Origin of the sequence: Pseudomonas mangiferae (assembly GCF_007109405.1) — a bacterium.
Taxonomy (GTDB): domain Bacteria; phylum Pseudomonadota; class Gammaproteobacteria; order Pseudomonadales; family Pseudomonadaceae; genus Pseudomonas_T; species Pseudomonas_T mangiferae.
In genome coordinates this window covers 52471-78475 of the sequence record NZ_VJOY01000016.1, presented here as the reverse complement: position 1 = coordinate 78475, position 26005 = coordinate 52471, and the positions used below count along the sequence as shown (strand labels likewise).

The window sequence follows — 26005 nt, the reverse complement described above, 5'->3', positions numbered from 1 at the left end:
GGCCGGGGCGGGGGACTCGCCGTGGGCCTGGACCTCGCCCCAGACCCGCAGGAAGTTGCCGGCCCAGAGCTTGGCGATATCGGCGTCCGAATAGCCGCGACGAATCAGCTCGGCGGTCACGTTGCGGTTGTCGCCCACGTCCTTCCAGTTGGCCAGGCCGCCGCCGTCGTTGAAGTCGGAACTGATGCCGACGTGGTCGATGCCGATCTTCTTCACCGCGTAGTCGATGGCGTCGCCGAAGTCCCTGAGGGTGGCCTTGGGCTCCTCGTCGAGGATCGCGTACAGCGACTTGGCGTACTCGCCGAACTTCTTCTCCGGCCAGATGGCGATGGCCGGGTCGCCGGGCATCAGCGCGTAGGCCAGGTTCGGCAGCGGCTGCAGGTCGAAACGCGCGCGCAGGGCGTTGAGCTTGTCCAGGGTGGGCTGGCTCAGGGGGCGCAGGTAGGTGGGGAAGCCGACGATCTGTACCACCCCACCGGTCTGTTTGATCAATTGCAGCTCGCGGTCGCTGAGGTTGCGCGGGATGTCCACCAGCCCGCGCACCGCCGAGTGGGACGCCACCACCGGGGCGCGGGTGAGGCTCACCACGTCCTCCAGAGCGGGGGTCGACATCTGCGAGACGTCGATGATCACCCCCAGGCGGTTGAGGCGCTCCACCGCCTGCTTGCCGATGGGCGCGAGGCCGCCCAGGGCGTCCGGGGAGTCGTTGAAGAACGGCAGGGGGCGGGACGAGTCGGCCCAGTCGTTGTTGCCGACGTAGCTGAAGCCGAACATGCGCATGCCGCGGGCGGTCCAGCGGTCCAGCTGAGACAGGTCGTCTCCCAGCGGGTAGGCGTTGAGCATGCTGATGAAAATGGCGAACTTGCCTTCCCCGGCGAGGCGGCGGAAGTCGTCGGGGGTGTAGGCGATGCCCACCTGGTTGGGGAAGTCCCGGGCGATGCCGGTGATGATCCGGTAGCGGGTTTCCTGCTGGTGGCGCGCTTCGTCGACGAAGCCGGGGGTGGGGCGGTGGGGCGCATTGGGGCCGTTCCACAGCTCCGGCCACCCGAAAACAGTCAGGGCCGCGCCGGACAGCCGCCCGCGACCGGCCTTGGCCAGGTCGAACTGGTCCTCGCCATCCTTGTCCGCCTCGCTGCCTTCGCCGCCGAAGGCCAGGGGGACGGTGATGTGGCTGTCGAAGGACAGGATGCGCTCCTGCAGTTCCGTGGCGTGGCGCATCACTTCGGGGGAGTAGTCGGCGGTGCCGCCCCAGACGAACCGCCAGCTGAGGTAGGCCCCGGCCCCCAGCGCCAGCAGCAGCGGCAGGCCGACATACAGGGTTTTCTTCGTTCGCGATGTGCTCATTGCCCGACCGGTTGCAGGGTGACCGAGGGCGACGCCATGGCCGCTGCGGGTCGCACCGGGTCGCCTGTTGTCAGGGTTGAACGAGCCGTCCGAGGGGAAATTTAGCGGGAGGACATCGTGTCGCGGCGTGGTCCGTCGACACCGGCGTAGAATCCGCCCGCGCCGTCCGCCGGGCGGTCTATGTCGAGAGGGAGACCTGCATGAAAAGGCTTGTGGTGGCGTTGCTGCCGGTGTGGCTGGGAGGGTGCACCGTGTTCGTCCGGACCGCCCCGGTCCCCTACCAGGAGGCCAAGGCCGCGCCCGCGGAGCGCCTGCTGGCCTACCAGGAAAAGAAGGAGGGTTACCTGCCCCTGGTGGTGACCCGGGACGAAGGCTACATGGGGAGCGGCTGCTACCTGGGGCTGGAAGTGGACGGTACCCTGGCGGCCCGCCTGGACCCCGCCGAAACCGCCACGTTCTACGCGCCGCCTGGCGAACTGGTCCTCTCCGTGGTGGCCGACCCCTCCGGGCGCGCCCTGTGCTCCGTGGCCTGGCAGAAGGTGATCGAGCACTACACCCTCGAGCCCGGCCAGCCGAACCTGTACCGCATCAGCCTCGGCGCCTACCGGCGCCCCCGGGTGGTTCCGGCGCCGGAGTGACGTGCTCGCCGGGCGAGGGGTTCGCCCGGAGCGGAGCCGGCCTCGACCCGAAGCCTGATGACGCCAACCCAAGGTTCGCAGAGCGGCGGCGGACAGGCGAGGGCGTCGCGCGCCGCGTCCCTCGATGACGGTATGCTGGGCGTTCGTCGCCCGGATGGGCATGAAGCCGTGGAAGGGTAGGGCAGTGCACATGATGGTTGAGGGCAAGGGTTGGCAGCGGAACACCCCACGTAGCCGCGCGAATGGGGCGGCACCGCTATCGCGGGCGGCTCGTGCGAACGCCCTGGAGGCGTGCTGATGGCGGCGCGGGAACGCCTGTCCCTGGCCGAGGCCCGGCGCCTGGCGTTGGCGGCCCAGGGCTTCGCGGCACCGGCGGCCGGCGTCGGCGTGCGTGACGTGAAGCGCGTGGTCGAGCGGCTCGGCGTGGTGCAGATCGACTCGGTGAACGCCCTGGTCCGCTCCCACTACCTGCCGCTGTTCTCCCGCCTCGGCCCCTACCCCCGGGAGCACCTGGAAACCCTGGCCTGGGGCCCGCGGCGCAAGCGGGCGCTGTTCGAATACTGGGGGCACGAGGCCTCCCTGCTGCCGGTGTCGCTCTACCCGCTGCTGGCCTGGCGGATGCGCCGGGCGGAACAGGGGCGCGGCATCTACAGTGGCATGGCTCGCTTCGGCCGCGAGCGCCAGGACGTCATCGAGCGGGTCTACCGGGCAGTGGAGGCGGGCGGCGCTCTGGGGGCGGGGGCGCTTACCACCCGGACGGAAAAGGCCGGCCCGTGGTGGGACTGGAGTGACGAGAAGCATGCCCTCGAATGGCTGTTTGCTGTCGGCCGCCTGACCGTGGCTGGCCGCCGTGGTTTCGAGCGGCTCTATGACCTGCCGGAGCGGGTGTTGCCCGCCGAGGTGCTGGCACTGGCCATCCCGGACGAGGCCGAGGCGCAGCGATGCCTGCTGCTGCGGGCGGCGGACGCCCTGGGCGTGGCCACGGAGAGCGACCTGCGGGACTACTACCGGCTCGACCCGGCGGACGCGAGACAGCGCCTCGCCGAACTCCTGGAGGCCGGCGGCCTGCAAGCGGTGCAGGTGGAGGGGTGGAACCGCCCGGCCTATTGCCGCGGCAGCCCGCGCATTCCGCGCCGGGTGGACGCCAGTGCGCTGCTGTCGCCCTTCGATTCCCTGGTCTGGGAGCGTGCCCGCACGGAGCGGCTGTTCGATTTCCGCTATCGCCTGGAGATCTACACGCCCGCGCCGCAGCGGGTGTACGGCTACTACGTGCTGCCGTTCCTCCATGGCGCGCGCATCCCGGCCCGGGTGGACCTGCGGGCCGAGCGCGCCGCGGGCCGGCTGGCGGTGCATGCCGTGCATGAAGAGCCCAATGGCCTCGACGACGCGGGCGTGGCGGCACTCGCCTCGCAGCTGACGCACCTGGCGGACTGGCTGGGGCTCGCCACTATCCAGGTCGGCTGTCCGCGCCCGCAGGCCGAGCGTCTGCGCCTCGCCCTGGCGGACCTGTCGTCCACCCGGCTCAGTCCCGGGTCGGACGGCTGTCCAGAATGAGCGGGCGCTCCGGTTCGCCATCGAAGTAGTCGGTGGCGTGCAGGCGGCCCACCTCGCCCAGGCTGCGCACCATCACCTTGCCGCTGTCCGGGTACACGCAGACCTCGTCGGGGTCGTGGGGGCCGATGCTCAGGTAGACCAAATCGTCCTCGAAGGGATTGGCCAACTGGTGGGCGATGCCGGTGCCGGCGGGGCAGGACACGCAATCCCCCGCCCGAATCTCCCGCACCTGCTCGCCATAGCGGAACAGGCCGCGCCCCGACAGCACGTAGAACACCTCGTCCTCCCGGGCGTGGGCATGGAACGGGCAGGCGGTACGGCCGGAAGGTACGCGGGTGGCGCGGACCCCGAGGCGCGGCCGCTGGCCGTTCCGCGGCGGTGTCAGGCGGCGGGTCGCGCTGCCATGGTGGGGGCCTTCGAAATCGAGCTCTTCCTCGGCTTCGTCCAGATTGACGATCAGCGGTTCGGCACGGTCCATCGCGGTTCTCTCCGGGCCGGCCGGTCGCCGGCGGTGATGGCGATCAGCGCCGGACCTGTTTCAGGGTCTCGGCGATCATGAAGGCCAGTTCCAGGGACTGGTCGGCGTTCAGCCGTGGGTCGCAGTGGGTGTGGTAGCGGTCCGACAGGCCGTCCTCGGTGATGGGCCGGGCGCCGCCGATGCACTCGGTGACGTTCTGCCCGGTCATCTCGATGTGGATGCCGCCGGCGTAGGTGCCCTCGGCCTGGTGCACGTCGAAGAACTGCCGGACCTCGGCGAGGATGCGCGCGAAGTCGCGGGTCTTGTAGCCACTGGAGGCCTTGATCGTGTTGCCGTGCATCGGGTCGGAACTCCACAGCACCTGGTGGCCTTCGCGCTGCACGGTGCGCAACAGCCGGGGCAGGTGCTGCTCCACCTTGTCCGCCCCCATGCGCACGATCAGGTTGAGGCGGCCGGGGTCGTTGTCCGGGTTGAGGAGGTCGATCAGCCGCAGCAGGTCGTCGTCCTGGATCGTCGGGCCGACCTTGAGGCCGATGGGGTTGTTCACGCCGCGCAGGAATTCCACGTGGGCGCCGTCCGGCTGGCGCGTGCGGTCGCCGATCCACAGCATGTGGGCGGAGCAGTCGTACCAGTCGCCCGTGAGGCTGTCGCGGCGGACGAAGGCTTCCTCGTAGTCCAGCAGCAGCGCCTCGTGGGCGGTGAAGAAGCTGGCCTCCCGCAACTGGGGCGCGCTGTCCAGGCCGCAGGCGCGCATGAATGCCAGGGTCTCGTCGAGGCGGCTGGCCAGCTGGCTGTATTTCTCGGTCAGCGCCGAGTTGGCGATGAAGTCCAGGTTCCAGCGATGCACCTGGTGCACGTCGGCGAAGCCGCCCTGGGCGAAGGCCCGCAGCAGGTTGAGGCTGGCGGTGGACTGGTGGTAGGCGGAAAGCAGGCGCTCCGGGTCCGGGGTGCGGTTGGCCAGGTCGAAGCCGATGCCGTTGACGATGTCGCCGCGGTAGGCGGGGAGGGTGACGTCGCCCACGGTCTCGTTGCCGGACGAGCGGGGCTTGGCGAACTGCCCGGCCATGCGGCCCACCTTCACCACCGGGCAGCCGGCGGCGAAGGTCATGACGATGGCCATCTGCAGCAGCACCTTGAAGGTGTCGCGGATCTTCGCCGCAGAGAACTCGGCGAAGCTCTCCGCGCAGTCGCCGCCCTGGAGCAGGAAGGCCCGGCCCTGGGTGACTTCGGCGAACTGCCGGCGCAGTTCCCGGGCCTCCCCGGCGAACACCAGGGGCGGGAAGCCGCCGAGGGTTTTCAGCACGCGCCGCAGGTGCTCGTCGTCGGGGTAGTCCGGCTGCTGCTGGATCGGCCGGGTTCTCCAGCTTTCGGGGCTCCAGGCAGGGCGGGGGGAAGTCGACGGCTCGCTCATCGAAGGCACTCGTTTCGGACGTGGCAAAGGATGCGGCATGGTAACCGATCGCCTGGCGGCTGCCAGCCGATGCGATGCCGTGCCTGCCGGCCGCTGCGCTATGATCGGCCGCCTTGGGGCCGAATGGCCGGGAACGATCGAGCGGGGCCGCGATGAGCGAAGAGCGGGTGCTGACGGAAGTACGGGACCAGTACGGCACCATCCGGGTGCTGGAGGCGGGCGACTACCGTTTCCTGGAATTCGGCGAGGCGGTCGAGCAGAGCTGCGTGTTCGTGCCCGATACCGCCTGGCTCGAATACGACTACACCCGCGCCATGCTGCTGGGCGCGCTGTGCCACGAGCACCCGGAGACCGCGCTGTTCCTGGGCCTGGGCGCCGGCAACCTGACCCAGGCCTGCCTGGCCTTCCTGCCCCTGGAGGATGTCGAGGCCATCGAATTGCGGCCCGACGTGCCGCGCCTGGCCATGGAGTACCTGGGGCTGGCGGACGACCCGCGGCTGACCATCCGCATCGGCGATGCCCTGGAGCTGCTGGACAGCGCGGAAAGCGCCGACCTGATCTTCGTCGACCTCTACACCGACACCGGCCCGGGCGTCGGCCACCTGGCCTGGAAATTCCTGGAGAACTGCCAGCGCCGCCTCAACCCGGGCGGCTGGCTGGTGATCAACCAGTGGGCCACCGACGACGGCAAACCCCTCGGCGCGGCGCTGCTGCGCGGCCTCTACCACCGTCATTACTGGGAATGCCCGGTGAAGGAGGGCAACGTGATCCTGCTGGTGCCCGCCGACCTGGAACAGGAACTGGACCGGGACGCGCTGGCCCGACGCGCCGAGGCGCTGGCGCCGCGGCTGGGCTATTCGCTGATGCCACTGTTCGCCGCTCTTCGGGATGCCAGCTGAGGGATTTCCCATCCTGAGGTGGATGCGGCGCTCAGGCGGTTTTCCGGAGAGTGTCCGTATGCCCGTCCTGGCACCGTCTGGCGGTGAAACGATCCAGCTGCGCAAAAACCTGCACGGCGGTCAGGAAAATCCGGTATAGTGCGCGCCGGCCTTTCGCTGGCCCCGTTCAGGTACTGCGACTCTCGAAGCGCTTGCTTCGGCTGCACGTCCGCCCCGCGGACCATCCTTGACGATTCATCCATTCACCGCGTTCTCGCAAATTCTCGCCGACCAGGCTGCCAGGGTGACCTCCGGGTCTTCACGGCATGCGCAGCCTTGGACACTTGGGTCTTTGCGGATGCACATGAGGCAGACCCATGACCCAGGAAATCGGCGGCTTCGCCGCACTCGACCTTCATCCCCAGATTCTTGCCGCCGTCAGCGCCGTCGGCTATGAAGAGCCCTCGCCGATCCAGGCCCAGTCGATCCCGGTGATCCTCGCCGGCCACGACATGATCGGCCAGGCCCAGACCGGCACCGGCAAGACCGCCGCTTTCGCCCTGCCGCTGCTGAGCCGCCTCGACCCGGCGCGCCGCGAGCCCCAGGTGCTGATCCTGACCCCCACCCGCGAGCTGGCCCTGCAGGTGGCCACCGCCTTCGAGACCTATTCCAAGCAGATGTCCGGCGTCGGCGTGGTCGCGGTGTACGGTGGCGCGCCCATGGGCCCGCAGCTGAAGGCCCTGCGCCAGGGCGCGCAGATCATCGTTGCGACCCCGGGCCGCCTGTGCGACCACCTGCGGCGCGATGAGAAACTGCTCAGCACCGTGGAGCGCCTGGTGCTCGACGAGGCGGACGAGATGCTCAAGCTGGGCTTCATGGATGACCTGGAAGTGATCTTCCAGGCCATACCGGAAGGTCGCCAGACCGTGCTGTTCTCCGCCACGCTGCCGCCGTCGATCCGCTCCATCGCCGAGCGTCACCTGAAAGAGCCCAAGCACGTCAAGATTGCCGCCAAGACCCAAACCGTCTCGCGCATCGACCAGGCTCACTTGCTGATCCACGCCGACCAGAAGGTGGGTGCGGTACTGCGCCTGCTGGAAGTCGAAGAATTCGACGCGCTGATCGCCTTCGTCCGCACCAAGCAGGCCACCCTCGACCTGGCCAGCGCCCTGGAAGCCAAGGGCTACAAGGCGGCCGCTCTCAACGGCGACATCGCCCAGAACCAGCGCGAGCGGGTGATCGAGTCCCTCAAGGATGGCCGCCTGGACATCGTGGTGGCCACCGACGTCGCGGCGCGGGGCATCGATGTGCCGCGCATCACCCACGTGCTCAACGTGGACATGCCCTACGACCCCGAGTCCTACGTGCACCGCATCGGCCGTACCGGCCGTGCCGGACGCGACGGTCGCGCCCTGTTGCTGGTGACCCCCCGCGAGCGGCGCATGCTGCAGGTGATCGAGCGGGTTACCGGCCAGGCGGTCGCCGAGGTGCGCCTGCCCAACGCCCAGCAGGTGCTGGATGCACGCATCAAGAAACTGATCGGCGGGCTGACCCCGCTGGTGGCCGATGCGGAAACCAGCCATGGCGAACTGCTGGACCGCCTGATCACCGAGATCGGCTGCAGCCCGCGGGCGCTGGCGTCGGCCCTGCTGCGCAAGGCCACCAACGGCCAGTCCCTGAACCTGGCCGACGTGGAGCGGGAGCAGCCGCTGGTGCCGGGCGCCTCCGCTCCCCGCGAGCGTCGCGAACGCGCTCCGGGCGACGTCCGCGAGCGCCGTGCACCGATGCCCCTGGCTGAAGGCCGGGTGCGCTGCCGCACCGCCCTGGGTGCCCGCGACGGGATCGCCGCGAAGAACCTGCTGGGCGCCATCCTCAACGAGGGCGGGTTGGCCCGGGAGGCCATCGGTCGCATCCAGATTCGCGAGACCTTCAGTCTGGTGGAGCTGCCGGAAGAAGGCCTCGAGCGTCTGCTGGGCAAGCTGAAGGACACCCGCGTGGCGGGCAAATCCCTGAAGCTGCGCCGCTACCGCGAAGATTGATCCGCGACGCCGCGCGCGTCGGCCAGGTCCGGCGTTCGCTCCAAGTGCCGCTGAAAACGAAAAACCCCACGTGAGTGGGGTTTTTTGTGTCCGCAGCGATCAGCGTTCGATGATCTGCTTCACCTCGGACTGGGGAATCTGCTGCTCGTTGCCTTCGCCATCCTCGAACTTGAGCATGCCGGTGTCTTCGTCCAGCTTCGGCTTGCCGTCGGCGGTGATCATCTGGCCGTCGGTGGTCGCGATGATGTAGTCACTGGCGCAGCCAGCCAGACCGAGAACGCAGAATACGGCGATAATCCAGTGCTTCATGATGTAACTCTCCTGATCAGTCTTCAGCCCGTCTGGGCACTTTGTGTCTGACCCTGGCGAGCGCCATATGCTCCCCTGAAATGCATCGGTCGTATGGCGCCCAATAAAAAGCCCCGCACGAGGCGGGGCTTTTTCATCACGTGATGGATCAGGCCTGAACCACCGGGATGTTGGCGCTGGCGGCCACTTCGCGGTACTCGGCGATCTGGTCGAAGCTCAGGTAGCGGTACACGTCCGCCGCCATGCTGTCGATGTTCGCGGCGTACTGCATGTACTCCTCGACGCTCGGCAGCTTGCCGAGGATCGAGGCCACCGCCGCCAGTTCCGCGGAGGCCAGGTAGACGTTGGCGCCGTCGCCCAGGCGGTTCGGGAAGTTACGGGTGGAGGTGGATACCACGGTGCTGTTGGACGCCACGCGCGCCTGGTTGCCCATGCACAGCGAGCAGCCCGGCATTTCCATGCGTGCGCCGGCCTTGCCGTAGATGCCGTAATAGCCTTCCTCGGTCAGCTGGTGCTGGTCCATCTTGGTCGGCGGCGACAGCCAGAGGCGGGTGGGGATGGAGCCCTTGACCTTGTCCAGCAGTTTGCCGGCCGCGCGGAAGTGACCGATGTTGGTCATGCAGGAACCGATGAAGACCTCGTCGATCTTGTCACCGGCCACCTGGGACAGCAGGCGGGCATCGTCCGGGTCGTTCGGCGCGCAGAGCACGGGCTCCTTGACGTCGGCCAGGTCGATCTCGATGACTTCGCTGTACTCCGCGTCGGCATCGGCCTGCAGCAGTTCCGGGTTGGCCAGCCAAGTTTCCATGGCCTTGGCGCGGCGCTCCAGGGTGCGGGGGTCGCCATAGCCTTCGCCGATCATCCAGCGCAGCAGGGTGATGTTGGACTTCAGGTACTCGGCGATGGATTCCTTCGACAGCTTGATGGTGCAACCGGCGGCGGAGCGTTCGGCGGACGCGTCGGAGAGTTCGAAGGCTTGCTCGACGGTGAGGCTCTCGAGGCCTTCGATCTCCAGGATGCGGCCGGAGAAGATGTTCTTCTTGCCTTTCTTCTCGACGGTCAGCAGGCCTTTCTGGATGGCGTAGTAGGGGATGGCATGCACCAGGTCACGCAGGGTGATCCCGGGCTGCATCTTGCCCTTGAAGCGCACCAGCACGGATTCCGGCATATCCAGCGGCATGACGCCGGTCGCCGCGGCGAAGGCCACCAGGCCCGAACCGGCCGGGAAGGAGATGCCGATGGGGAAGCGGGTGTGGGAATCGCCGCCGGTGCCGACGGTGTCGGGCAGCAGCATGCGGTTCAGCCAGCTGTGGATGATGCCGTCGCCCGGACGCAGGGACACGCCGCCACGGGTGCGGATGAAGTCCGGCAGGGTGTGGTGGGTCTTGACGTCGATGGGCTTCGGATAGGCCGCGGTGTGGCAGAAGGACTGCATCACCAGGTCGGCGGAGAAGCCCAGGCAGGCCAGGTCCTTCAATTCGTCGCGGGTCATCGGGCCGGTGGTGTCCTGGGAGCCGACGGTGGTCATCCTCGGCTCGCAGTAGGTGCCCGGGCGCACGCCCTTGCCTTCTTCCAGGCCGCAGGCGCGACCGACCATCTTCTGCGCCAGGGTATAGCCCTTGCCGCTGTCCACCGGGGCTTCCGGTTTCTTGAACAGGTCGGACGGGCCCATGCCCAGCTCGGCGCGGGCCTTCTCGGTCAGGCCGCGGCCGACGATCAGCGGGATACGGCCGCCGGCGCGGACTTCGTCCAGCAGCACCGGGGTCTTCAGTTCGAAGGTGGCCAGCACCTCGTCGCTGTGGTGCTTGGTGACCTTGCCGGCATGGGGGTAGACGTCGATCACGTCGCCCATTTCGAGGGCGGACACGTCGAATTCGATCGGCAGGGCGCCGGCGTCTTCCATGGTGTTGTAGAAGATCGGGGCGATCTTGGAGCCGAAGCAGAAGCCGCCGGCACGCTTGTTCGGCACGTAGGGGATGTCGTCACCGAAGAACCACAGTACCGAGTTGGTGGCGGACTTGCGGGAGGAGCCGGTGCCCACTACGTCGCCCACGTAGGCGACCGGGAAGCCCTTGGCCTTGACTTCTTCGATCTGCTTGAGCGGGCCGATCACACCGGGCTGCTCCGGCTGGATGCCGTCGCGGGCCATCTTCAGCATGGCCAAGGCGTGCAGCGGGATGTCCGGGCGGGACCAGGCGTCCGGCGCTGGGGACAGGTCGTCGGTGTTGGTTTCGCCCGGCACCTTGAAGACGGTGAGGGTGTACTTCTCGGCGATGGCCGGGCGGGCCTTGAACCACTCGCCCTCGGCCCAGGACTGCAGGACCGCCTTGGCGTGGACGTTGCCGGCCTTGGCCTTCTCGGACACGTCGTGGAAGGCGTCGAACATCAGCAGGGTGTGCTTGAGCTGCTCGGTGGCGGTCGCGGCCAGCTCGGGGCTGTCCAGCATGTCCACCAGGGTGACGATGTTGTAGCCGCCCTGCATGGTGCCCAGCAGCTCCACCGCGCGCTTCTTGCTGATCAGCGGGGAGCTGGCTTCGCCCTTGGCGATGGCGGAGAGGAAACCGGCCTTCACATAGGCGGCTTCGTCGACGCCTGGCGGCACGCGGTTGGTGATCAGGTCGACGAGGAAGGCTTCTTCGCCGGCCGGCGGGTTCTTCAGCAGCTCGACCAGGCCTGCGGTTTGTTCGGCGTTCAGCGGCTGGGGCACGACGCCCTGAGCGGCACGCTCTTCGACATGTTTGCGGTAGGCTTCAAGCACAGTATTACCCTCATCAGTTGTCCCAAGAGTTGTCCGGGACGCTCATCGGGAAGCGAACGCAGGCGCCTCGCGGCTTCATGGGCCGCTCGGCCGAGGTTGCGGATTCCCTCCGGAAGCTGCTTTCAAAGTTTTACGCCGGAAGGAAGGGCCTGATGAGGGCTGGCGTGGGCACCCGAGAGGGTCGAATGCTCAGCGCCAAGGGTTTCCTGCCGGATCGACTGTGCTCGTGACGCTTTGAAAACAGCTTCCAACGGACATTGGCGCCTTAAAGGCGGGACGATTCTACTGGATAGTAGTGGCAAAGTTAAGCCACGCGCCGTCGACCGGGGGTGGACAAAAGGCTAACATCGGCGTTTTCCGCTTTCCTTCGTTGCCGCTGCCCCATGTCCAATCAACGCATCAAGACGCCCTGCGTAGGCCTGTGCTCCACGGTTTACGGCGATCTGGTGTGCCGCGGCTGCAAGCGCTTCCACCACGAGGTGGTGAACTGGAACCTGTACGGCGACGAAGAGAAGCGGGCGGTCTGGCGTCGCCTGGAGTCGCTCCTGGTGCAGGTGATGGAAGCCAAGGTGGAAGTCTTCGACGCTCTCTCCTTGCGGCGGCAGCTTGAGGAGCGCCAGGTACGCTTCCTGCCGGAGCAGTCCCCGTATTGCTGGGCCTACCAGTTGATCGCCCGGGGTTCGCGGGTGATCAACCGGCTGGAGGCCTATGGGCTGGTGCTGTTGCCTGAGTTCCGCGACTGGACCTTGCCTGCCCTGCGCGATGCCATCGACCGGGAGTTCTTCCTGCTCTCTGAGGCCCACTACGAGCGCTACATCGCTCCGCGCTTCCTGCGCGAGGGCATGGAGATCCGTGTCTGAGGCCAAGGGTCCTCAGCGCTGCGCCACCAAGTCCTCGAGCTGCGCCATGATGGCGTCGGGCTTGAGCACCAGCACATCGCTTTCCAGGTTATCCAGCACCACTTCGGCGGTATTGCCGATCAGCGCGCCCGACAGCCCGCTACGGGCCACGGTACCGATCACCGTCACCACGGCCCCGAGCTGCTGGGCGACGTAAGGGATCAGCACATCGGCCGGGCCTTCCTCGATATGCAGGCGGTCGTCGGCGATGGCGTATTCCTGCTGGAAAGCCTGGCATTGCTGGCGATAGCGGGCCTCGATGCTGTCCTTGAGCTGGAACGTGGGGTCGGCGGCCGACAGCATGGGAGACGGGTGGGCGGTCAGCACGTGGAGTTCGCCATGGGCGAGGCGGGCGATGTCGAAGCCGTGGTTGATGATGCTGGCGTGCAGCGTGCGATGTTCGCTGTCGTGGTTGCCCACGTCCACCGCCGCGAGCACCGCGCCGCCGGTCCAGGGCCGCTCGCTCTTCACCATCAGCACGGGCACCGGGCAGTGGCGCAGGATCTTCCAGTCGTCGGGCGTCAGCAGGGCCTTCTTCAGCGGGTTGTCCGGTACGTGCTGCTTGATGACCAGCCCGCAGCCTTCCGCCTGTTGCACCGAGGCGATGGTCTGCTGGAGGTTGTCTTGCCAGAACTGCTCGGTGCTGACGCTATAGCCTTCGCCCTGCAGCTCGCCGGCCAGGGTCTCCAGGCGCGCGGCATGGTCCTCTTTGCGATCGCACACCAGCAGGTGCAGGTGGGACTGGGCGACCCCAGCGATCAGCTTGGCCCGCTTGAGGGCGAGGTCGTCGGTACGGTTGGCTTCCACGATCACCAGAATGCTGCGGATGGCTTGCATGAACGTCTCCCTGGGCGATGGTCGGGGGCACTGTAATGCCGCACGGCGGAGGGCGGCCCTGATCTGGATCACACTCGCTGACCCAGGCGGCACAGGGCCGTATAATGCTCCGTTTTTTGTGACCGCAGCCAGACCGCCATGTTGCCGCCCGAAATCGAACGTTTCCTGCTGTGCCCCACGCCTCCCGCCTGGATCGAGCAGGCCCTGCACCACCAGGACATCCTCCTGATCGACCACGCCAATTGCGAGAAGAAGGCCGCTTCGACGGCCATGGCGCTGCTGTTCCGCTACATCGAGCGGTCCGAATTGCAGTACCGGCTGTCGCGCCTGGCCCGGGAAGAGCTGCGGCATTTCGAGCAGGTCTCGGCGCTGATGATCAAGCGCGGCATTCCCTACCGGCCGGTCAGCGCATCGCTCTACGCACAACGGCTGCACAAGCACATGCGCAGTGCCGAGCCCCACAAGCTGATCGATACGTTGATCATCGGAGCCTTTATCGAGGCCCGTTCCTGCGAGCGTTTCTATCGCCTGGCGCCTCATCTGGACGAGGAGTTGGGGCATTTCTACCGCTCGCTGCTGAAGTCCGAGGCCCGTCACTACGAGGGCTATTTGAAGATGGCGCGGGATTACGCAGGAGCACCCATCGACGAGCGTATCGCCTTCTTCGCCGACGTGGAACGCGAGGCGATCCTCACGCCCGACAAGGAATTCCGCTTCCATAGCGGCGCCGCCGCCTGAGCGGCGGCCTCAGGCGAGCGGGAAGGGCGCCTGCAGGAACCCCTGGGCGTCCACCTGCAGCGCCCAGCCCTGGCGATCCCAGTCGCCCAGCACGATGCGCGTCGCCGGTTCACCCTCCACGACGAGGGCGTGCTCGGCCGGGCGGTGGGTGTGCCCGTGGACCAGCCGGCGGGCGCGATACTGATGCATCGCCCGGGGGATTTCCTCGGGGGTGACGTCGACGATCTCGGCGGCTTTCTGTCGGGTCTGCATCTGGCTTTCCTTGCGCAGCCGGCGCGCCAGGGCATGGCGGGTCTTCAGCGGCAGGTGGCGCAGGAGCCAGAGGGTCAGCGGGTTGCGCAGCCAGCGACGCAGGCGCATGTAGGCCAGGTCCCGGGTGCACAGGCTGTCGCCGTGCATCAGCAGCACCCGTTCGCCGGCCAGCTCCACCACGCTGGGGTCTGGCAGCAGGGTGCAGCCGGCTTCGCGGCAGAAGCGTTGCCCGATGAGAAAGTCGCGATTGCCATGCATCAGGAACACCCGGGTGCCGCCGTCGCTCAGGCGCCGCAGGGCGCGGGCGATGTCGTGCTGGAACGGGGTCATGGCATCGTCGCCGATCCAGGCCTCGAAGAAATCGCCCAGGATGTACAGCGCCTCGGCATCGGCGGCGCGGGTCGCCAGGAAATGCAGGAACGCCCGGGTGATGTCCGGGCGTTCCTCTTCCAGGTGCAGATCGGAGATCAGCAGTACGGTCAACGGTATTACTCGGCGACGATCTCGGCTTTTTCGATGATCACGTCGTCGACCGGGACGTCCTGGTGGCCGCCGCGCATGGTGGTGGCGACGTCCTTGATCTTCATCACCACGTCCATGCCGTCCACCACTTCGCCGAACACGGCATAGCCCCAGCCCTGCACGGTCGGCGAGCTGTGGTTGAGGAAGGTGTTGTCGGAGACGTTGATGAAGAACTGCGCCGAGGCGGAGTGCGGTTCCATGGTGCGGGCCATGGCCACGGTGCCGATCTTGTTGGAAAGGCCGTTGTTGGCTTCGTTCTTGATGGAGGCGCGGGTGGTCTTCTGCTTCATGCCCGGTTCGAAGCCACCGCCCTGGACCATGAAGTTGCTGATGACCCGGTGGAAAATGGTGTTGTCGTAGTGGCCGGCCTTCACGTACTCCTCGAAGTTGGCGACGGTCTCGGGCGCCTTGTCCTTGAAGAGCTGCAGGGTGATGACGCCATGGTTGGTGTGCAGTTTGATCATCGGGGGAAACGCTCCATCGAGGAAATCGAAAGCCTGTCAGGGGGTTGACAGCTTCGGCTATGATAAGCGCTTTGATTGGAGCGGCCTACCCTTGCCGCCCGCAGCACGAACAAGGACCCCATGAGCAAGCCCGATACCCCCGTCGTCGCCACCAACTTCCTTCGCGCCGTGGTCCAGTCCGACCTGGAAGCCGGCAAGCATGCGAAAGTGGTCACCCGCTTTCCGCCGGAGCCGAACGGCTACCTGCACATCGGCCACGCCAAGTCGATCTGCCTGAACTTCGGCCTGGCCCAAGAATTCGGCGGCGATTGCCATCTGCGCTTCGATGACACCAACCCGGCCAAGGAAGACCAGGAATACATCGACGCCATCGAGGCGGACGTGCGCTGGCTGGGTTTCCAATGGACCGGCGACGTGCGCTACGCCTCCCAGTATTTCGACCAGCTCCATGCCTGGGCCGTGCTGTTGATCGAGGCGGGCAAGGCCTATGTGTGCGACCTGACACCGGAACAGGCCCGGGAGTACCGGGGTTCTCTCACCGAGCCGGGCCGCGACAGCCCGTTCCGCGAGCGTTCGGTGGCGGAAAACCTCGACCTGTTCGCCCGCATGAAGGCTGGCGAGTTCAAGGATGGGGAAAAGGTGCTGCGGGCGAAGATCGACATGGCCTCGCCGAACATGAACCTGCGCGACCCGATCCTCTACCGCATTCGCCATGCGCATCACCACCAGACCGGCGACGCCTGGTGCATCTATCCCAGCTATGACTTCACCCATGGTCAATCGGATGCCATCGAGGGCATCACTCACTCCATCTGCACCCTGGAGTTCGAGGATCATCGCCCGCTGTATGAGTGGTTCCTCGCCAACCTGCCGGTGCCGGCCCATCCGCGGCAGTACGAGTTCTCTCGGCTCAACCTGAACTACACCATCACCAGCAAGCGCAAGCTCAAGCAACTGGTGGACGAGAAGCACGTCAACGGTTGGGACGACCCGCGGATGTCCACGTTGTCCGGCTATCGTCGGCGCGGTTACACCCCGGAGTCGATCCGTAATTTCTGCGAGATGGTCGGGGTGAACCGGGCCAGCGGCGTAGTGGACATCGGCATGCTGGAGTTCTGCATCCGCGAAGACCTGGATGCCCACGCGCCCCGGGCGATGTGTGTGCTGCGCCCGCTCAAGGTGGTGATCACCAATTACCCAGACGGGCAAGAAGAGAGCCTGGAGTTGCCTCGTCATCCGAAGGAAGACATGGGCATGCGGGTCCTGCCGTTCGCCCGCGAGCTGTACATCGACCGCGACGATTACATGGAAAACCCGCCCAAGGGCTACAAGCGTCTGGAGCCCAACGGCGAAGTGCGCCTGCGGGGCAGCTACGTGATCCGCGCGGACGAGGCCATCCGTGATGCCGACGGTACCGTGGTCGAGTTGCGCTGCTCCTACGATCCGGACACCCTGGGCAAGAACCCGGAAGGGCGCAAGGTCAAGGGCGTAATCCACTGGGTGCCCGCGGCCCATAGCGTCGAATGCGAAGTGCGGCTGTACGATCGCCTGTTCGCGTCGCCGAACCCGGAGAAGGCCAAGGAGGGGGGCAGCTTCCTCGACAACATCAACCCGGATTCCCTGGTGGTGCTGTCGGGGTGTCGCGCCGAGCCGGGCCTCGCCGAGGCCCTGGCCGGGGAGCGCTTCCAGTTCGAGCGCGAAGGCTACTTCTGCGTGGATTCGCGGGATTCCCGGCCGGGCCATCTGGTCTTCAACCGCACCGTTACCCTGCGCGATTCCTGGGGCCAGGGCTGACCGCACGGTGTCTTCACCGGTCACGGCCAGGGCCGTGACCGTTTCCATCGACGGCGCGAAGAAGGCGCCGTCTTGCGTTTGTCGCTGATCGAAGGTCGAGCATGCTTACCATCTACAACACCCTCAGTAAAACCAAGGACGTCTTCACGCCGCTGGAAGGCAACACGGTGCGCATGTACGTGTGCGGCATGACGGTGTACGACTTCTGCCATATCGGTCATGGGCGGGTGATGGTGGCGTTCGACGTGATCGCGCGCTGGCTCCGGCACTCCGGCTACGCCCTGACCTATGTGCGCAACGTCACCGACATCGACGACAAGATCATTCGGCGCGCCCAGGAGAACGGTGAGTCCTTCGAGGCACTGACCGAGCGCATGATCGCCGCCATGCACGAGGACGAGGCGCGCCTGTCGGTCCTGCGTCCGGACATCGAGCCGCGGGCCACCGGCCACATCGACGGCATGCACCGGATGATCCAGACGCTGATCGACAACGGCTACGCCTACGCCCCGGGCAATGGCGACGTCTATTACCGGATCGGCCGCTTCGCCGGCTACGGCAAGTTGTCCCGCAAGAAGATCGAGGACCTGCGCATCGGTGCCCGGGTCGAGGTGGACGAGGCGAAGGAAGACCCCTTGGACTTCGTCCTGTGGAAGGGTGTGAAGCCGGGCGAGCCGAGCTGGACGTCGCCCTGGGGCGAGGGGCGTCCCGGCTGGCACATCGAGTGCTCGGTGATGTCCACTTGCTGCCTCGGCGAAACCTTCGACATCCATGGCGGCGGCCCTGACCTCGTGTTCCCGCACCACGAGAACGAGATCGCCCAGAGCGAGGCGGCCACTGGCAAGCCATACGCTTCCGTCTGGATGCACGCCGGCGCCGTCCGGATGGACGGGGAAAAGATGTCCAAGTCCCTGGGCAACTTCTTCACCATCCGCGAGGTGCTGGAGAAGTACCATCCCGAGGTGGTGCGCTACCTGCTGGTCTCCAGCCACTACCGCAGCCCGATCAATTATTCCGAGGACAGCCTCAAGGAAGCGAAGGCAGCCCTGGACCGCTTCTACAACGCCTTGAAAGGGTTGCCGGCTGCGGCGCCCGCGGGTGGCGAGTCGTTCGTCGAGCGCTTCACCGCGGCGATGAACGATGACTTCAACTCGCCGGAAGCCTGTGCGGTGTTGTTCGAGTTGGCGAGGGAGGTGAACCGCCTGCGCGAGCAGGACTTGGAGGCCGCGGCTGCCCTGGGCGCGCGTCTCAGGGCGCTGGCCGAGGTGCTGGGCGTGCTGCAGCTCGAACCTGAGGCCTTCCTGCAGGCGGGTGCGGCGAACCGGGTGGATGCGACCCAGGTGGACGCGCTGATCCAGGCGCGCTTGCAGGCGCGTGCCGACAAGAACTGGGCGGAGTCGGATCGGATCCGTGATCAGTTGTCCGCCTTGGGCGTGGTGCTGGAGGACGGCAAGGGCGGCACGACCTGGCGCCTGGCTGACTGATCGCACATGAAAAAGGCCGCTTCGAGCGGCCTTTTTTGGTGCGTTGCATGCTCAGGCGTGCAGGTGCTCGGCTGCGTAGAGCGTATTTTCCAGCAGGCAAGCGCGGGTCATGGGGCCGACGCCGCCGGGCACCGGCGTGATCCAGCCGGCGCGGGGCAGGGCGGTCTCGTAGACCACGTCGCCTACCAGCTTGCCGTCATCCTGACGGTTGATGCCGACGTCGATCACGATGGCGCCCGGTTTGATCCATTCACCCTTGACCAGCCCGGGCTTGCCTGCCGCCACCACCACCAGATCGGCGCTGCCGACGTGGCCAGCCAGGTCCTTGGTGAAGCGATGGGTCACCGTCACGGTGCAGCCGGCGAGCAACAACTCCAGCGCCATGGGACGGCCGACGATGTTGGACGCGCCCACCACCACCGCATGCATGCCGTAGAGATCGACACCCGTGCTGTTCAGCAGGGTGATGATGCCTTTGGGCGTGCACGGGCGCAGCTTGGGCATGCGCTGGGCCAGACGCCCGATGTTGTAGGGGTGGAAGCCGTCGACGTCCTTGTCCGGGCTGATCCGTTCCAGCAGCAGCGAGGCATCCAGATGCTGGGGGAGCGGCAGCTGCACGAGGATGCCGTCGATATCGGTATCGGCGTTGAGTGTGTCGATCAGGTCCATCAACGCATCCTGAGAGGTGTCGGCGGGCAGGTCGTAGGCGTGGGAAAGGAAGCCCACCTCTTCGCAGTCCTTGCGCTTGTGGGCGACGTAGACTTGCGAGGCCGGATCGGTACCCACCAGGATCACGGCCAGGCCGGGCGCACGCAGTCCCTGCTGGCGGCGTTCGGCGACGCGTTGGGCTATCTGCTGGCGAAGTTGGGCGGCGATCGCCTTGCCATCGATCAGTTGTGCGGTCATGGCGCGTGAAGGACCCATCGGAGCGCTGAAAAAGGGCGCGTATTCTCGCATGGCGTGCCGAAGCGGCAAAGGCGCAGACCGCGGAATCGGCGTAAGCCCTTTATCTTTCTAAAATTTTTTTGCCCGGAGTGTTGACGGCGGATCGGCCCATGGATAACATTCGCCCCGCTTGTCGAGCACAGCCAGCTGCTGGGTAAGAAGGCAAAGGCAGCGCCTGACGGTGATGTCGGAGCCAAACGCTTAAAGGTCTGCGCGTGCAGATGGATAGGCGCCCGTAGCTCAGCTGGATAGAGCATCCGCCTTCTAAGCGGATGGTCGCAGGTTCGAGTCCTGCCGGGCGTGCCATTTGGCAGCTTTGGCTCAAGCAAACGGCAATATGGTGGGCGTAGCTCAGTTGGTAGAGCACAGGATTGTGGCTCCTGGTGTCGTGGGTTCGATTCCCATCGTCCACCCCATATTCCAAACGCCAGGCTCAATGCCTGGCGTTTTTGTTTCAAGCGTCACCGCCCGGTGGCGTATGCGGACGTGGTGGAATTGGTAGACACACCAGATTTAGGTTCTGGCGCCGCAAGGTGTGAGAGTTCGAGTCTCTCCGTCCGCACCATTTCAGCTTCGACGATCCCTCGTCAAGCATCTTCACCTTCTATATCGTGGTAACTCCAATGGATGTTCATTGGAGGTTTTTTACTTCGTTGATACCTTATAAAAAGCCTCTCAGTGGTGCGTGTAAAACCGCATGCGGCTTTTTTTTTTCGAATCCATCAATTAGCGTAATTCGTTACCTTGATTATAAAAAAAGCTTTTTCCCTTGATATAAGGGTTGGAGGCGATTGCGGCGCTACTGTCGGAGTTTACTTCCACCAGTTCTATAATTAGCTGGGATCAAGCGTTATTTGGTCCGGCTTGGACTGGTTGATTTGTTAATTGGCTAAGTTAGAGTCTATCCTGTAGAGGGAATCCGATGAGCGGGAGATTGTTGTTTTACGCTTTTTTATTGATTGCAGCTGGTGTGCTCGTCAAGATGATGGTGCCCACCTATGTCATAAGAAATGATCAGGGAATTACAATCGTTCGATTTTCAGGGCCATGGAGATACGATTTCCATGAGGGAATAATGAGTGCATTGGCTGCTGCGCAAGTCAGAAACTGCAAATATTATCGATATCAGCCCAACATTTTTGGTGAGAATGAATTTCTCATTCATTGTTCCAGCGATAAACAGCATTGGGTAGGGTATATGGTATGGCCTAAAACCAGCAAAGTGTTGGGGCCAGCCAAGGTTGATTGAGCAGTGATTCATGCTTCCTCTCAGAAATCTGCTCGCGGTATTGTCATGCCTGTCGAAAGCGTGCAGTTGTGAATAAAAAATACGGCGTTTCGGTATGTGTTTGACGTAATTACTTCCTTATCCGGGATCACTCTCTTCCATCTTTTAAAGGGTGCAGAGGTCTTGGATGTTTATCGTCTGAATATCATGACGCGCTTGAGAGGTTTCTCGCTTGGAGCATAACTGGACGATTGGCTTCTTTCCGATCGAACGTCCTCCTGCTTCGCCGCCTCAAACAGAAAATGAGCTCGCAGGAGAAACGACATGAGCGAAAAGCCGACCAATCCGTATCATCCGCAGCCGGTCCCTCAGGATAAAGGCAGCGTACCTCCCGGTATCAATGACCCAGGCAACGAGGACCCGGGTTCTCTCGTGGAAGAGATCGTGAATCCCGATGCGGGTGTCGCTCCGTTGCAGCGTCCGCCGAAGCGCGATGCCTAGGCATCACCCACTCTGAGCCGACCCTTTTCGTGGCTGTCGAGTCGCCCACCAGCAGAGCAGTGAGCCGCCCGTCACCATCAGGGTGCCTTGCCAGAATGGCAGGGTGAGGTGGATACCCAGCCAGAACGCGGCGAAGGCCGATGACAGGGCAGGCGTGAAATAGGAGGCAGTGGCCAGCAGGGTCATGTTGCCTCGCAGGATGCCAACGTTCCACAGCCCGTAACCGAGCGCCATGGCGGAGCCGGTTGCGATTGCCTGCAGCAGATTTCCGGAGTTCAGCGCCAGAACAGGCTCGTGGCTCATCGCATACTTTAGCCACAGCGCAAGAGCGGTAAGCGCGAAGAACAGCGTGACCGCGTTCTTGCCGTCGGCGAAGCGGCGGGTCACGTTGCAGTAGAGTGCCCACAGCAGCGCGCCCGTGGCGGCCAGTCCATAGCTGACAGGGTTGCTGGCGAGGTGGTCGAGCGTGCTGTCCAAGGCGAACCCTTCGCCGCTCACCACGCGGAAGATGCCGAAAAGTGCGAGCAGGGTGCCGGGAACGATGGCCCAGGTCGCGCGCTGGCCATTCATGGCGATAGCCAGCACCACTGTCAGGCAGGGCCATAGGTAATTGACGATACCCACTTCGATGGCTTGGGCGCGGTCCTTGGCGAAACCCAGCGACAGCGAAAAACAGATTTCGTAGGCGACGAACAATGCGCTTCCGGCGATCAGGTACGGGCGAGGCAGCGCGCGAAGCCGGGGCCTGCCGAACATCATAAGCAGCAGCACGGTTCCGATCGTATAAATAGTGGCGGCGCCCCCCACCGGGCCAAGGGCTTCAGCCACGCTGCGGATGAGCCCGGCTGCCGAGCTCCAGAGCAGGATGGCGCCCAGGCCGCAGAGCGTGGCGGTTCGTTCGTTCGGTGATGTCATGGGATAGGCCTCGTCGAGCGGCCGATTCTACGGTGGAAGCCCGCATGGAGCGACGATGAAGCGGCCCATTGGCTCGCCTAACCGAGTCAAGCCGGGCTGCTATGCTCCAGCGTAAGCATCCAGCTCCTGCATCGGGGCGTTCAGGTGCGGCGTCGGACCAACCCGATTCCGGGTTGGCGTCATGATCACGGAAGCTGGGTGGCTGCCATGTTCCTTCGTCGTTTCGATCTCGCCCCGCGGGCGACGTTCTGCTTTGCGCTCATCACGCTGCTTGCGGTGCTGATCGGCCTGTTCTCCCTCTCCAAACTGAGCAACCTGTACCACGCCGAGCAGGACATCGAGACCAACTGGATGGCCAGCATCCAGGCGGCCGAACGCATGCAGAAGGATGCGTTGCGTATGCGCCTGGAAACCTGGCGGGGGCTCATCCTGAGCGATGGTGGCGCGGCGGCTCGTATCGACAGTGGCTTGGTCCAGGGGTACCGGCAGGATTTCCAGCAGACCGCGGAGCGCTATCAGCGCGAGCTGGTGTCAGGCGCCCGCGAGCAGGAGCTCTTGCAGCGCGTGCGCGCAGTGTTCGATACCTATAGCGCGGCCCAGCAGCAGGTCATGGATCTGCAGGCCCAGCAGCAGGCTGCGGCGGCGTCTACCCAGGCCAATGGGCCCGCGCGCAGCGCTGGCAAGGAGCTGGAAAAAGTCCTGGATGAACTGAGCACCTACAACACCGACGGTGCGCGCCAGGCGGGTACGGCGGCCGGCGATACCTATGCAGCAAGCCGCTTGAGCATCATTGTCACCCTCGTCGTGGCGGTGTCGCTGACCGCGCTCCTGGCCCTGCTCCTGACCCGCAGCATCGTGCGCCCGGTGGGTGAAGCGCTGGAGTCGGCGGAGTCCATCGCCAAAGGCGACCTGACTCGGGCGGTGAGCGTGTCCGGCAACGACGAACTGAGCCGGTTGTTGGCGGCCCAGTCTTCCATGCAGCGCAGCCTCAATGCCGCGATCCGGCAGATTGCCGACTCGTCCACCCAACTGGCCTCGGCCGCCGAGGAAATGGCCACGGTGACGGAGCAGGGGACCCGCGGTCTGGAAAGCCAGAACGCCGAGATCGAACAGGCGGCGACGGCCGTGAACGAAATGAGCGCAGCGGTGGAGGAGGTCTCGCGCAACGCCAACGCGGCATCGGAAGCCGCGCGCAGCTCCGATCGTTTCGCCCAGACCGGGAACCAGCAGGTGACCCGCACGGTGGATGCCATCCGCCGCCTGGCGGCGCGGGTGAACGACGCGGCCGGGGAGATCCAGGGCCTGGCCGAGCAGGCGCGAGGTATCAGCAAGGTGCTCGACGTGATTCGCAGCATCGCCGAGCAGACTAACCTGCTGGCGCTCAACGCGGCCATCGAAGCCGCTCGCGCCGGCGAGCAGGGGCGCGGCTTCGCGGTGGTGGCCGACGAGGTACGGGCGCTGGCCCACCGTACTTCGTCGTCCACCCAGGAAATCGAGCAGATGATCGGCGCCATCCAGAACGGTACCGAGCATGCCGTGCAGGCCATGCGTAGCAGCAGCGACGAAGCGGCGGCCACCTTGAGCCTGGCGGACGAAGCCGGGCGATCCCTGGAGGATGTGGTTCGCGCCATCAGCGAGATCAACGAGCGAAACCTGCAGATCGCTACGGCCTCTGAAGAGCAGGCGCATGTGGCGCGGGACGTGGATCGCAACCTGGTGAGCATCCGGGACCTGTCGCTGCAGACGGCTTCCGGCGCCAACCAGAGCGCATCGGCCTGTGGCGAGCTGGCCCGGCTAGCTCAGGGACTGAATGGCCTGGTAGCGCGGTTCAGGGTTTAGGTGGGAGGCAGCTTCTAGCGAGGAGTTGAAATGCTTGGGTGTGTAGCTGGAGGACTGTCTGTCTGAAGGTACGGTCCATGGCCATCTGCCAGTCGACTCAACAAGGGGGACAGCCTAAAGTAGGCGCTTCGTTGCTTTAGTCGGCGAAGCCTCCACGTATTACCTCCAAAAGGATTGGCAGGACATGAAACAAACTCTTCTCTGTTGCGTGTTGTTGGCGTCAATGTCGGCACAAGCCGACAGCTTGGGTCCGTTGTTGCCGCAGCAGACCACCGAAGATTCTGCAGCGCAGATTATGGTGCCCAAGCAAAAGCGGCTGGTGCCTTCCCCCACCGTTGTTGATCTAGGGCCGCTGGCCACAACCAGGGCAGAACTTGCAGAGCCCGCCAAGGAGGGGCAGCCGGAGCGTATTGGCTTACGTCGAGATATCGAAGCGCTGAAAGATGATTCGCTGACGGGCAGTGCATTGAATTGGCGTGTGACCTCTGCGGGTGGCCATATCGCCGCCATTAGCCTGATTTCGCCCGATGCCTTGAGCGTTCGAGCAGGATTGGCCGTAAAGAACCTGCCCTCTTCGGCAGTGGTACGTTTCTACACTCAGCAAGATCCTACGCCTGTCGAAGTCCACGCTAGTGTCATTCTCCAGGCCATCGAGCGTAATTTGACCGCTGATGATCAGTCGGTTAATGCGCGTATATATTGGTCGCCACCAATCCAGGGTAATGAGATTACGGTCGAAATCGAACTGCCTGAAGGCGTTTCCAAGGATGCGCTGAATGTAAGTCTACCGGTCTTGTCTCACCTTTATCGCTCGCCCACTGACACTGATAGCAAGAGCGAAGTCAAACTTGGCAATTCAGGTGCATGCGAGGTGGATTATGCATGTGAGGCTGGTGGTGATCCTTCATTAGATGTGAAGAGCCGTTCTACGGCGAAAATGATTTTCGTTGATGACGGAGACAGTTATCTATGCTCCGGTACATTGTTGAACAATAATAACCAGGATCGGACACCCTATTTTCTTTCAGCTAATCACTGCATTTCCACCCAAACTTCTGCCTCTTCACTGGCAACTTTCTGGTTTTATCGTGCTACCGCCTGTAAAGGTCTAACGCTCGATCCGACCACTACTACACTCTATGGCGGTGCCCAGCTTCTCTATCATAGCGCTAATACTGATACAGCCTTTTTGCGCCTGCTCGATGCTGCGCCCGCAGGGGCTACGTTCGCAGGGTGGAGCACTGACGCAACGTCCTATAAACCAGGGCAAGCAGTACTCGGAGTGCATTATCCACGCGGGGATGTGCAAAAAATCAGCCATGGTAAAGTTGACAGCTACTCCACCTGTACCAGCAGTGGTTCTAATAAATTTATCTGTAAATCCAGTTTTCTGCCCAAGGCAACATTCTTAGGCATTATATGGAACAGCGGCATAACCGAGGGCGGTAGCAGCGGTTCTTCACTGTTTAGCGGCGATCAAGTGATTGGCCAGCTATATGGCGGTGGTTCTTCCTGCCTGTCGCCAACTAAACCGGATCACTATGGCCTGTTGTCTGTGGCCTACAATGCCAAGCTCAAGGATTGGTTGAGCCCGAGCGCAACAATAATCCCCTCGACGGGCACCGCAGTGGAATACTTCAATCCTGATCTCAATCATTACTTCATGACGGCTGATCCAGCTGAACAAGCATATGTAGATACAGGTGCCGTCGGAAAATGGCTGCGTACCGGCCAGACGTTCAAGGCTGGTGGCAGCAAGGCGGTCTGCCGCTTCTATGGCAATACCCTGCCCAACCCGGCTACCGGTGTGGCCTTTGGTCCCAATTCCCACTTCTATACCGCTGATACGTCGGAGTGCGACTTCCTCGTGGGCTTCTACAACCCCGCCGAGCCCAGCTGGAAGTTCGAGAGCTACGACTTCAACATCACGGACGTCGTGGGAGGGGCCTGCCCGACCGGTACCGTCCCGGTCTACCGCCTCTACAACCGGGGCTACGAGCGGGGCGTGGCGTCCAACCATCGCTTCACCCGCGACCTGGCGCTGGCGAACCAGATGGCTCAGGAAGGCTGGTCCTTCGAGGACGTGAAAATGTGCGCCCCGCAGTGATGGACGCCTGAGAAAACGAAAAGCCGCCTCCGGGCGGCTTTTTCCTTTCCGGGTCAGGGACAGCCTGGTCT

The 26005-nt window shown here is 64.5% G+C and carries 22 protein-coding genes, 3 tRNA genes and 1 pseudogene; 16 read left to right on the top strand and 10 right to left on the bottom strand.

Annotated elements, in window-relative coordinates:
* Window positions 1-1344 (bottom strand): dipeptidase (locus FM069_RS18255; RefSeq protein WP_143489804.1); only part of this gene is annotated, 1344 nt, incomplete at its 3' end.
* A 200-nt stretch (window positions 1345-1544) separates the two neighbouring features.
* Between FM069_RS18255 and FM069_RS18250 the strand changes: the two genes are divergently transcribed.
* Both FM069_RS18250 and FM069_RS18245 read left to right on the top strand, forming a co-directional pair.
* Entirely contained in the window at window positions 1545-1982 is a 438-nt protein-coding gene (locus tag FM069_RS18250; RefSeq protein WP_143489803.1) for a hypothetical protein, read from the top strand.
* A gap of 297 nt (window positions 1983-2279) precedes the next feature.
* Window positions 2280-3536 carry a winged helix-turn-helix domain-containing protein gene (locus FM069_RS18245; protein ID WP_143489802.1) on the top strand — a complete coding sequence of 419 codons (1257 nt, stop codon included), beginning with the start codon at window positions 2280-2282 and terminating at the stop codon, window positions 3534-3536.
* On the opposite strand, the gene FM069_RS18240 is transcribed toward FM069_RS18245, so the two are convergent.
* Together FM069_RS18240 and FM069_RS18235 are read right to left on the bottom strand one after the other, a co-directional pair.
* Entirely contained in the window at window positions 3505-4014 is a 510-nt protein-coding gene (locus tag FM069_RS18240) for a cupin domain-containing protein (RefSeq protein ID WP_143489801.1), read from the bottom strand. The two genes, FM069_RS18245 and FM069_RS18240, sit on opposite strands and share 32 nt — an antisense overlap.
* Window positions 4015-4057: 43 nt before the next feature.
* A complete protein-coding gene (locus FM069_RS18235; RefSeq protein ID WP_143489800.1) occupies window positions 4058-5425 on the bottom strand; it encodes a class II 3-deoxy-7-phosphoheptulonate synthase in 1368 nt (455 codons plus the stop codon).
* 152 nt (window positions 5426-5577) lie between these two features.
* On the opposite strand from FM069_RS18235, the gene FM069_RS18230 reads away from it, so the two are divergent.
* The 3 genes and pseudogenes from FM069_RS18230 (at window position 5578) to FM069_RS22400 (ending at window position 8342) form a co-directional block, all read left to right on the top strand.
* Window positions 5578-6324, top strand: coding sequence for a spermidine synthase (locus FM069_RS18230; RefSeq protein ID WP_143489799.1), 747 nt, complete (start codon window positions 5578-5580; stop codon window positions 6322-6324).
* Between the two features lie 356 nt (window positions 6325-6680).
* Window positions 6681-7869 (top strand): annotated as a pseudogene (locus tag FM069_RS18225) (DEAD/DEAH box helicase); the annotation flags it as partial.
* 218 nt (window positions 7870-8087) lie between these two features.
* Window positions 8088-8342, top strand: a complete 255-nt coding sequence (locus tag FM069_RS22400) for a DbpA RNA binding domain-containing protein (RefSeq protein ID WP_407681597.1) — start codon at window positions 8088-8090, stop codon at window positions 8340-8342.
* Window positions 8343-8441: 99 nt separating this feature from the next.
* Here FM069_RS22400 and FM069_RS18220 read toward each other — a convergent pair whose 3' ends face one another.
* The gene (locus FM069_RS18220) at window positions 8442-8651 is read right to left on the bottom strand and encodes a YgdI/YgdR family lipoprotein (protein ID WP_143489797.1); all 210 of its coding nucleotides are present in this window, start codon (window positions 8649-8651) and stop codon (window positions 8442-8444) included.
* A 148-nt stretch (window positions 8652-8799) separates the two neighbouring features.
* Window positions 8800-11409, bottom strand: a complete 2610-nt coding sequence (acnB, locus tag FM069_RS18215) for a bifunctional aconitate hydratase 2/2-methylisocitrate dehydratase (RefSeq protein WP_143489796.1) — start codon at window positions 11407-11409, stop codon at window positions 8800-8802.
* A gap of 383 nt (window positions 11410-11792) precedes the next feature.
* On the opposite strand from acnB, the gene FM069_RS18210 reads away from it, so the two are divergent.
* Window positions 11793-12269, top strand: coding sequence for a DUF1289 domain-containing protein (locus FM069_RS18210; protein ID WP_143489795.1), 477 nt, complete (start codon window positions 11793-11795; stop codon window positions 12267-12269).
* 12 nt (window positions 12270-12281) lie between these two features.
* Here the strand turns inward: FM069_RS18210 and FM069_RS18205 are convergent, their stop codons facing one another.
* Entirely contained in the window at window positions 12282-13145 is an 864-nt protein-coding gene (locus FM069_RS18205) for a universal stress protein (RefSeq protein WP_143489794.1), read from the bottom strand.
* A 138-nt stretch (window positions 13146-13283) separates the two neighbouring features.
* Here FM069_RS18205 and miaE point away from each other — a divergent pair, with 138 nt between their 5' ends.
* On the top strand, window positions 13284-13883 hold the full coding sequence (miaE, locus tag FM069_RS18200; protein WP_143489793.1) for a tRNA-(ms[2]io[6]A)-hydroxylase: 600 nt from the start codon (window positions 13284-13286) through the stop codon (window positions 13881-13883).
* Between the two features lie 9 nt (window positions 13884-13892).
* Here miaE and lpxH read toward each other — a convergent pair whose 3' ends face one another.
* Together lpxH and FM069_RS18190 are read right to left on the bottom strand one after the other, a co-directional pair.
* The gene (gene lpxH / locus FM069_RS18195) at window positions 13893-14618 is read right to left on the bottom strand and encodes a UDP-2,3-diacylglucosamine diphosphatase (RefSeq protein WP_143489792.1); all 726 of its coding nucleotides are present in this window, start codon (window positions 14616-14618) and stop codon (window positions 13893-13895) included.
* Between the two features lie 5 nt (window positions 14619-14623).
* Window positions 14624-15121, bottom strand: a complete 498-nt coding sequence (locus FM069_RS18190; RefSeq protein ID WP_143489791.1) for a peptidylprolyl isomerase — start codon at window positions 15119-15121, stop codon at window positions 14624-14626.
* 120 nt (window positions 15122-15241) lie between these two features.
* On the opposite strand from FM069_RS18190, the gene FM069_RS18185 reads away from it, so the two are divergent.
* Together FM069_RS18185 and cysS are read left to right on the top strand one after the other, a co-directional pair.
* A complete protein-coding gene (locus FM069_RS18185) occupies window positions 15242-16915 on the top strand; it encodes a glutamine--tRNA ligase/YqeY domain fusion protein (RefSeq protein ID WP_143489790.1) in 1674 nt (557 codons plus the stop codon).
* 101 nt (window positions 16916-17016) lie between these two features.
* Window positions 17017-18399: a cysteine--tRNA ligase gene (gene cysS, locus FM069_RS18180; protein ID WP_143489789.1), complete on the top strand. Its 1383-nt coding sequence runs from the start codon at window positions 17017-17019 to the stop codon at window positions 18397-18399.
* 51 nt (window positions 18400-18450) lie between these two features.
* On the opposite strand, the gene folD is transcribed toward cysS, so the two are convergent.
* Window positions 18451-19305 carry a bifunctional methylenetetrahydrofolate dehydrogenase/methenyltetrahydrofolate cyclohydrolase FolD gene (folD, locus tag FM069_RS18175; protein WP_143489788.1) on the bottom strand — a complete coding sequence of 285 codons (855 nt, stop codon included), beginning with the start codon at window positions 19303-19305 and terminating at the stop codon, window positions 18451-18453.
* 268 nt (window positions 19306-19573) lie between these two features.
* Between folD and FM069_RS18170 the strand changes: the two genes are divergently transcribed.
* The 5 genes from FM069_RS18170 to FM069_RS21670 all read left to right on the top strand — a co-directional run bounded on the left by FM069_RS18170 (window position 19574) and on the right by FM069_RS21670 (window position 21073).
* A tRNA-Arg gene (locus FM069_RS18170) sits at window positions 19574-19650 on the top strand.
* Between the two features lie 34 nt (window positions 19651-19684).
* Window positions 19685-19760, top strand: a tRNA-His gene (locus FM069_RS18165).
* Window positions 19761-19824: 64 nt separating this feature from the next.
* Window positions 19825-19909: transfer RNA gene (locus FM069_RS18160), tRNA-Leu, on the top strand.
* Between the two features lie 357 nt (window positions 19910-20266).
* Entirely contained in the window at window positions 20267-20593 is a 327-nt protein-coding gene (locus tag FM069_RS18155; RefSeq protein ID WP_143489787.1) for a hypothetical protein, read from the top strand.
* A gap of 303 nt (window positions 20594-20896) precedes the next feature.
* The gene (locus tag FM069_RS21670; RefSeq protein ID WP_178106838.1) at window positions 20897-21073 is read left to right on the top strand and encodes a hypothetical protein; all 177 of its coding nucleotides are present in this window, start codon (window positions 20897-20899) and stop codon (window positions 21071-21073) included.
* Window positions 21074-21076: 3 nt separating this feature from the next.
* Here the strand turns inward: FM069_RS21670 and yddG are convergent, their stop codons facing one another.
* On the bottom strand, window positions 21077-21988 hold the full coding sequence (gene yddG, locus FM069_RS18150) for an aromatic amino acid DMT transporter YddG (RefSeq protein WP_143489786.1): 912 nt from the start codon (window positions 21986-21988) through the stop codon (window positions 21077-21079).
* 207 nt (window positions 21989-22195) lie between these two features.
* On the opposite strand from yddG, the gene FM069_RS22450 reads away from it, so the two are divergent.
* Both FM069_RS22450 and FM069_RS18140 read left to right on the top strand, forming a co-directional pair.
* The gene (locus tag FM069_RS22450) at window positions 22196-23827 is read left to right on the top strand and encodes a methyl-accepting chemotaxis protein (protein ID WP_143489807.1); all 1632 of its coding nucleotides are present in this window, start codon (window positions 22196-22198) and stop codon (window positions 23825-23827) included.
* Between the two features lie 184 nt (window positions 23828-24011).
* Window positions 24012-25934: a trypsin-like peptidase domain-containing protein gene (locus tag FM069_RS18140; RefSeq protein ID WP_143489785.1), complete on the top strand. Its 1923-nt coding sequence runs from the start codon at window positions 24012-24014 to the stop codon at window positions 25932-25934.
* Window positions 25935-26005: the final 71 nt, after the last annotated feature.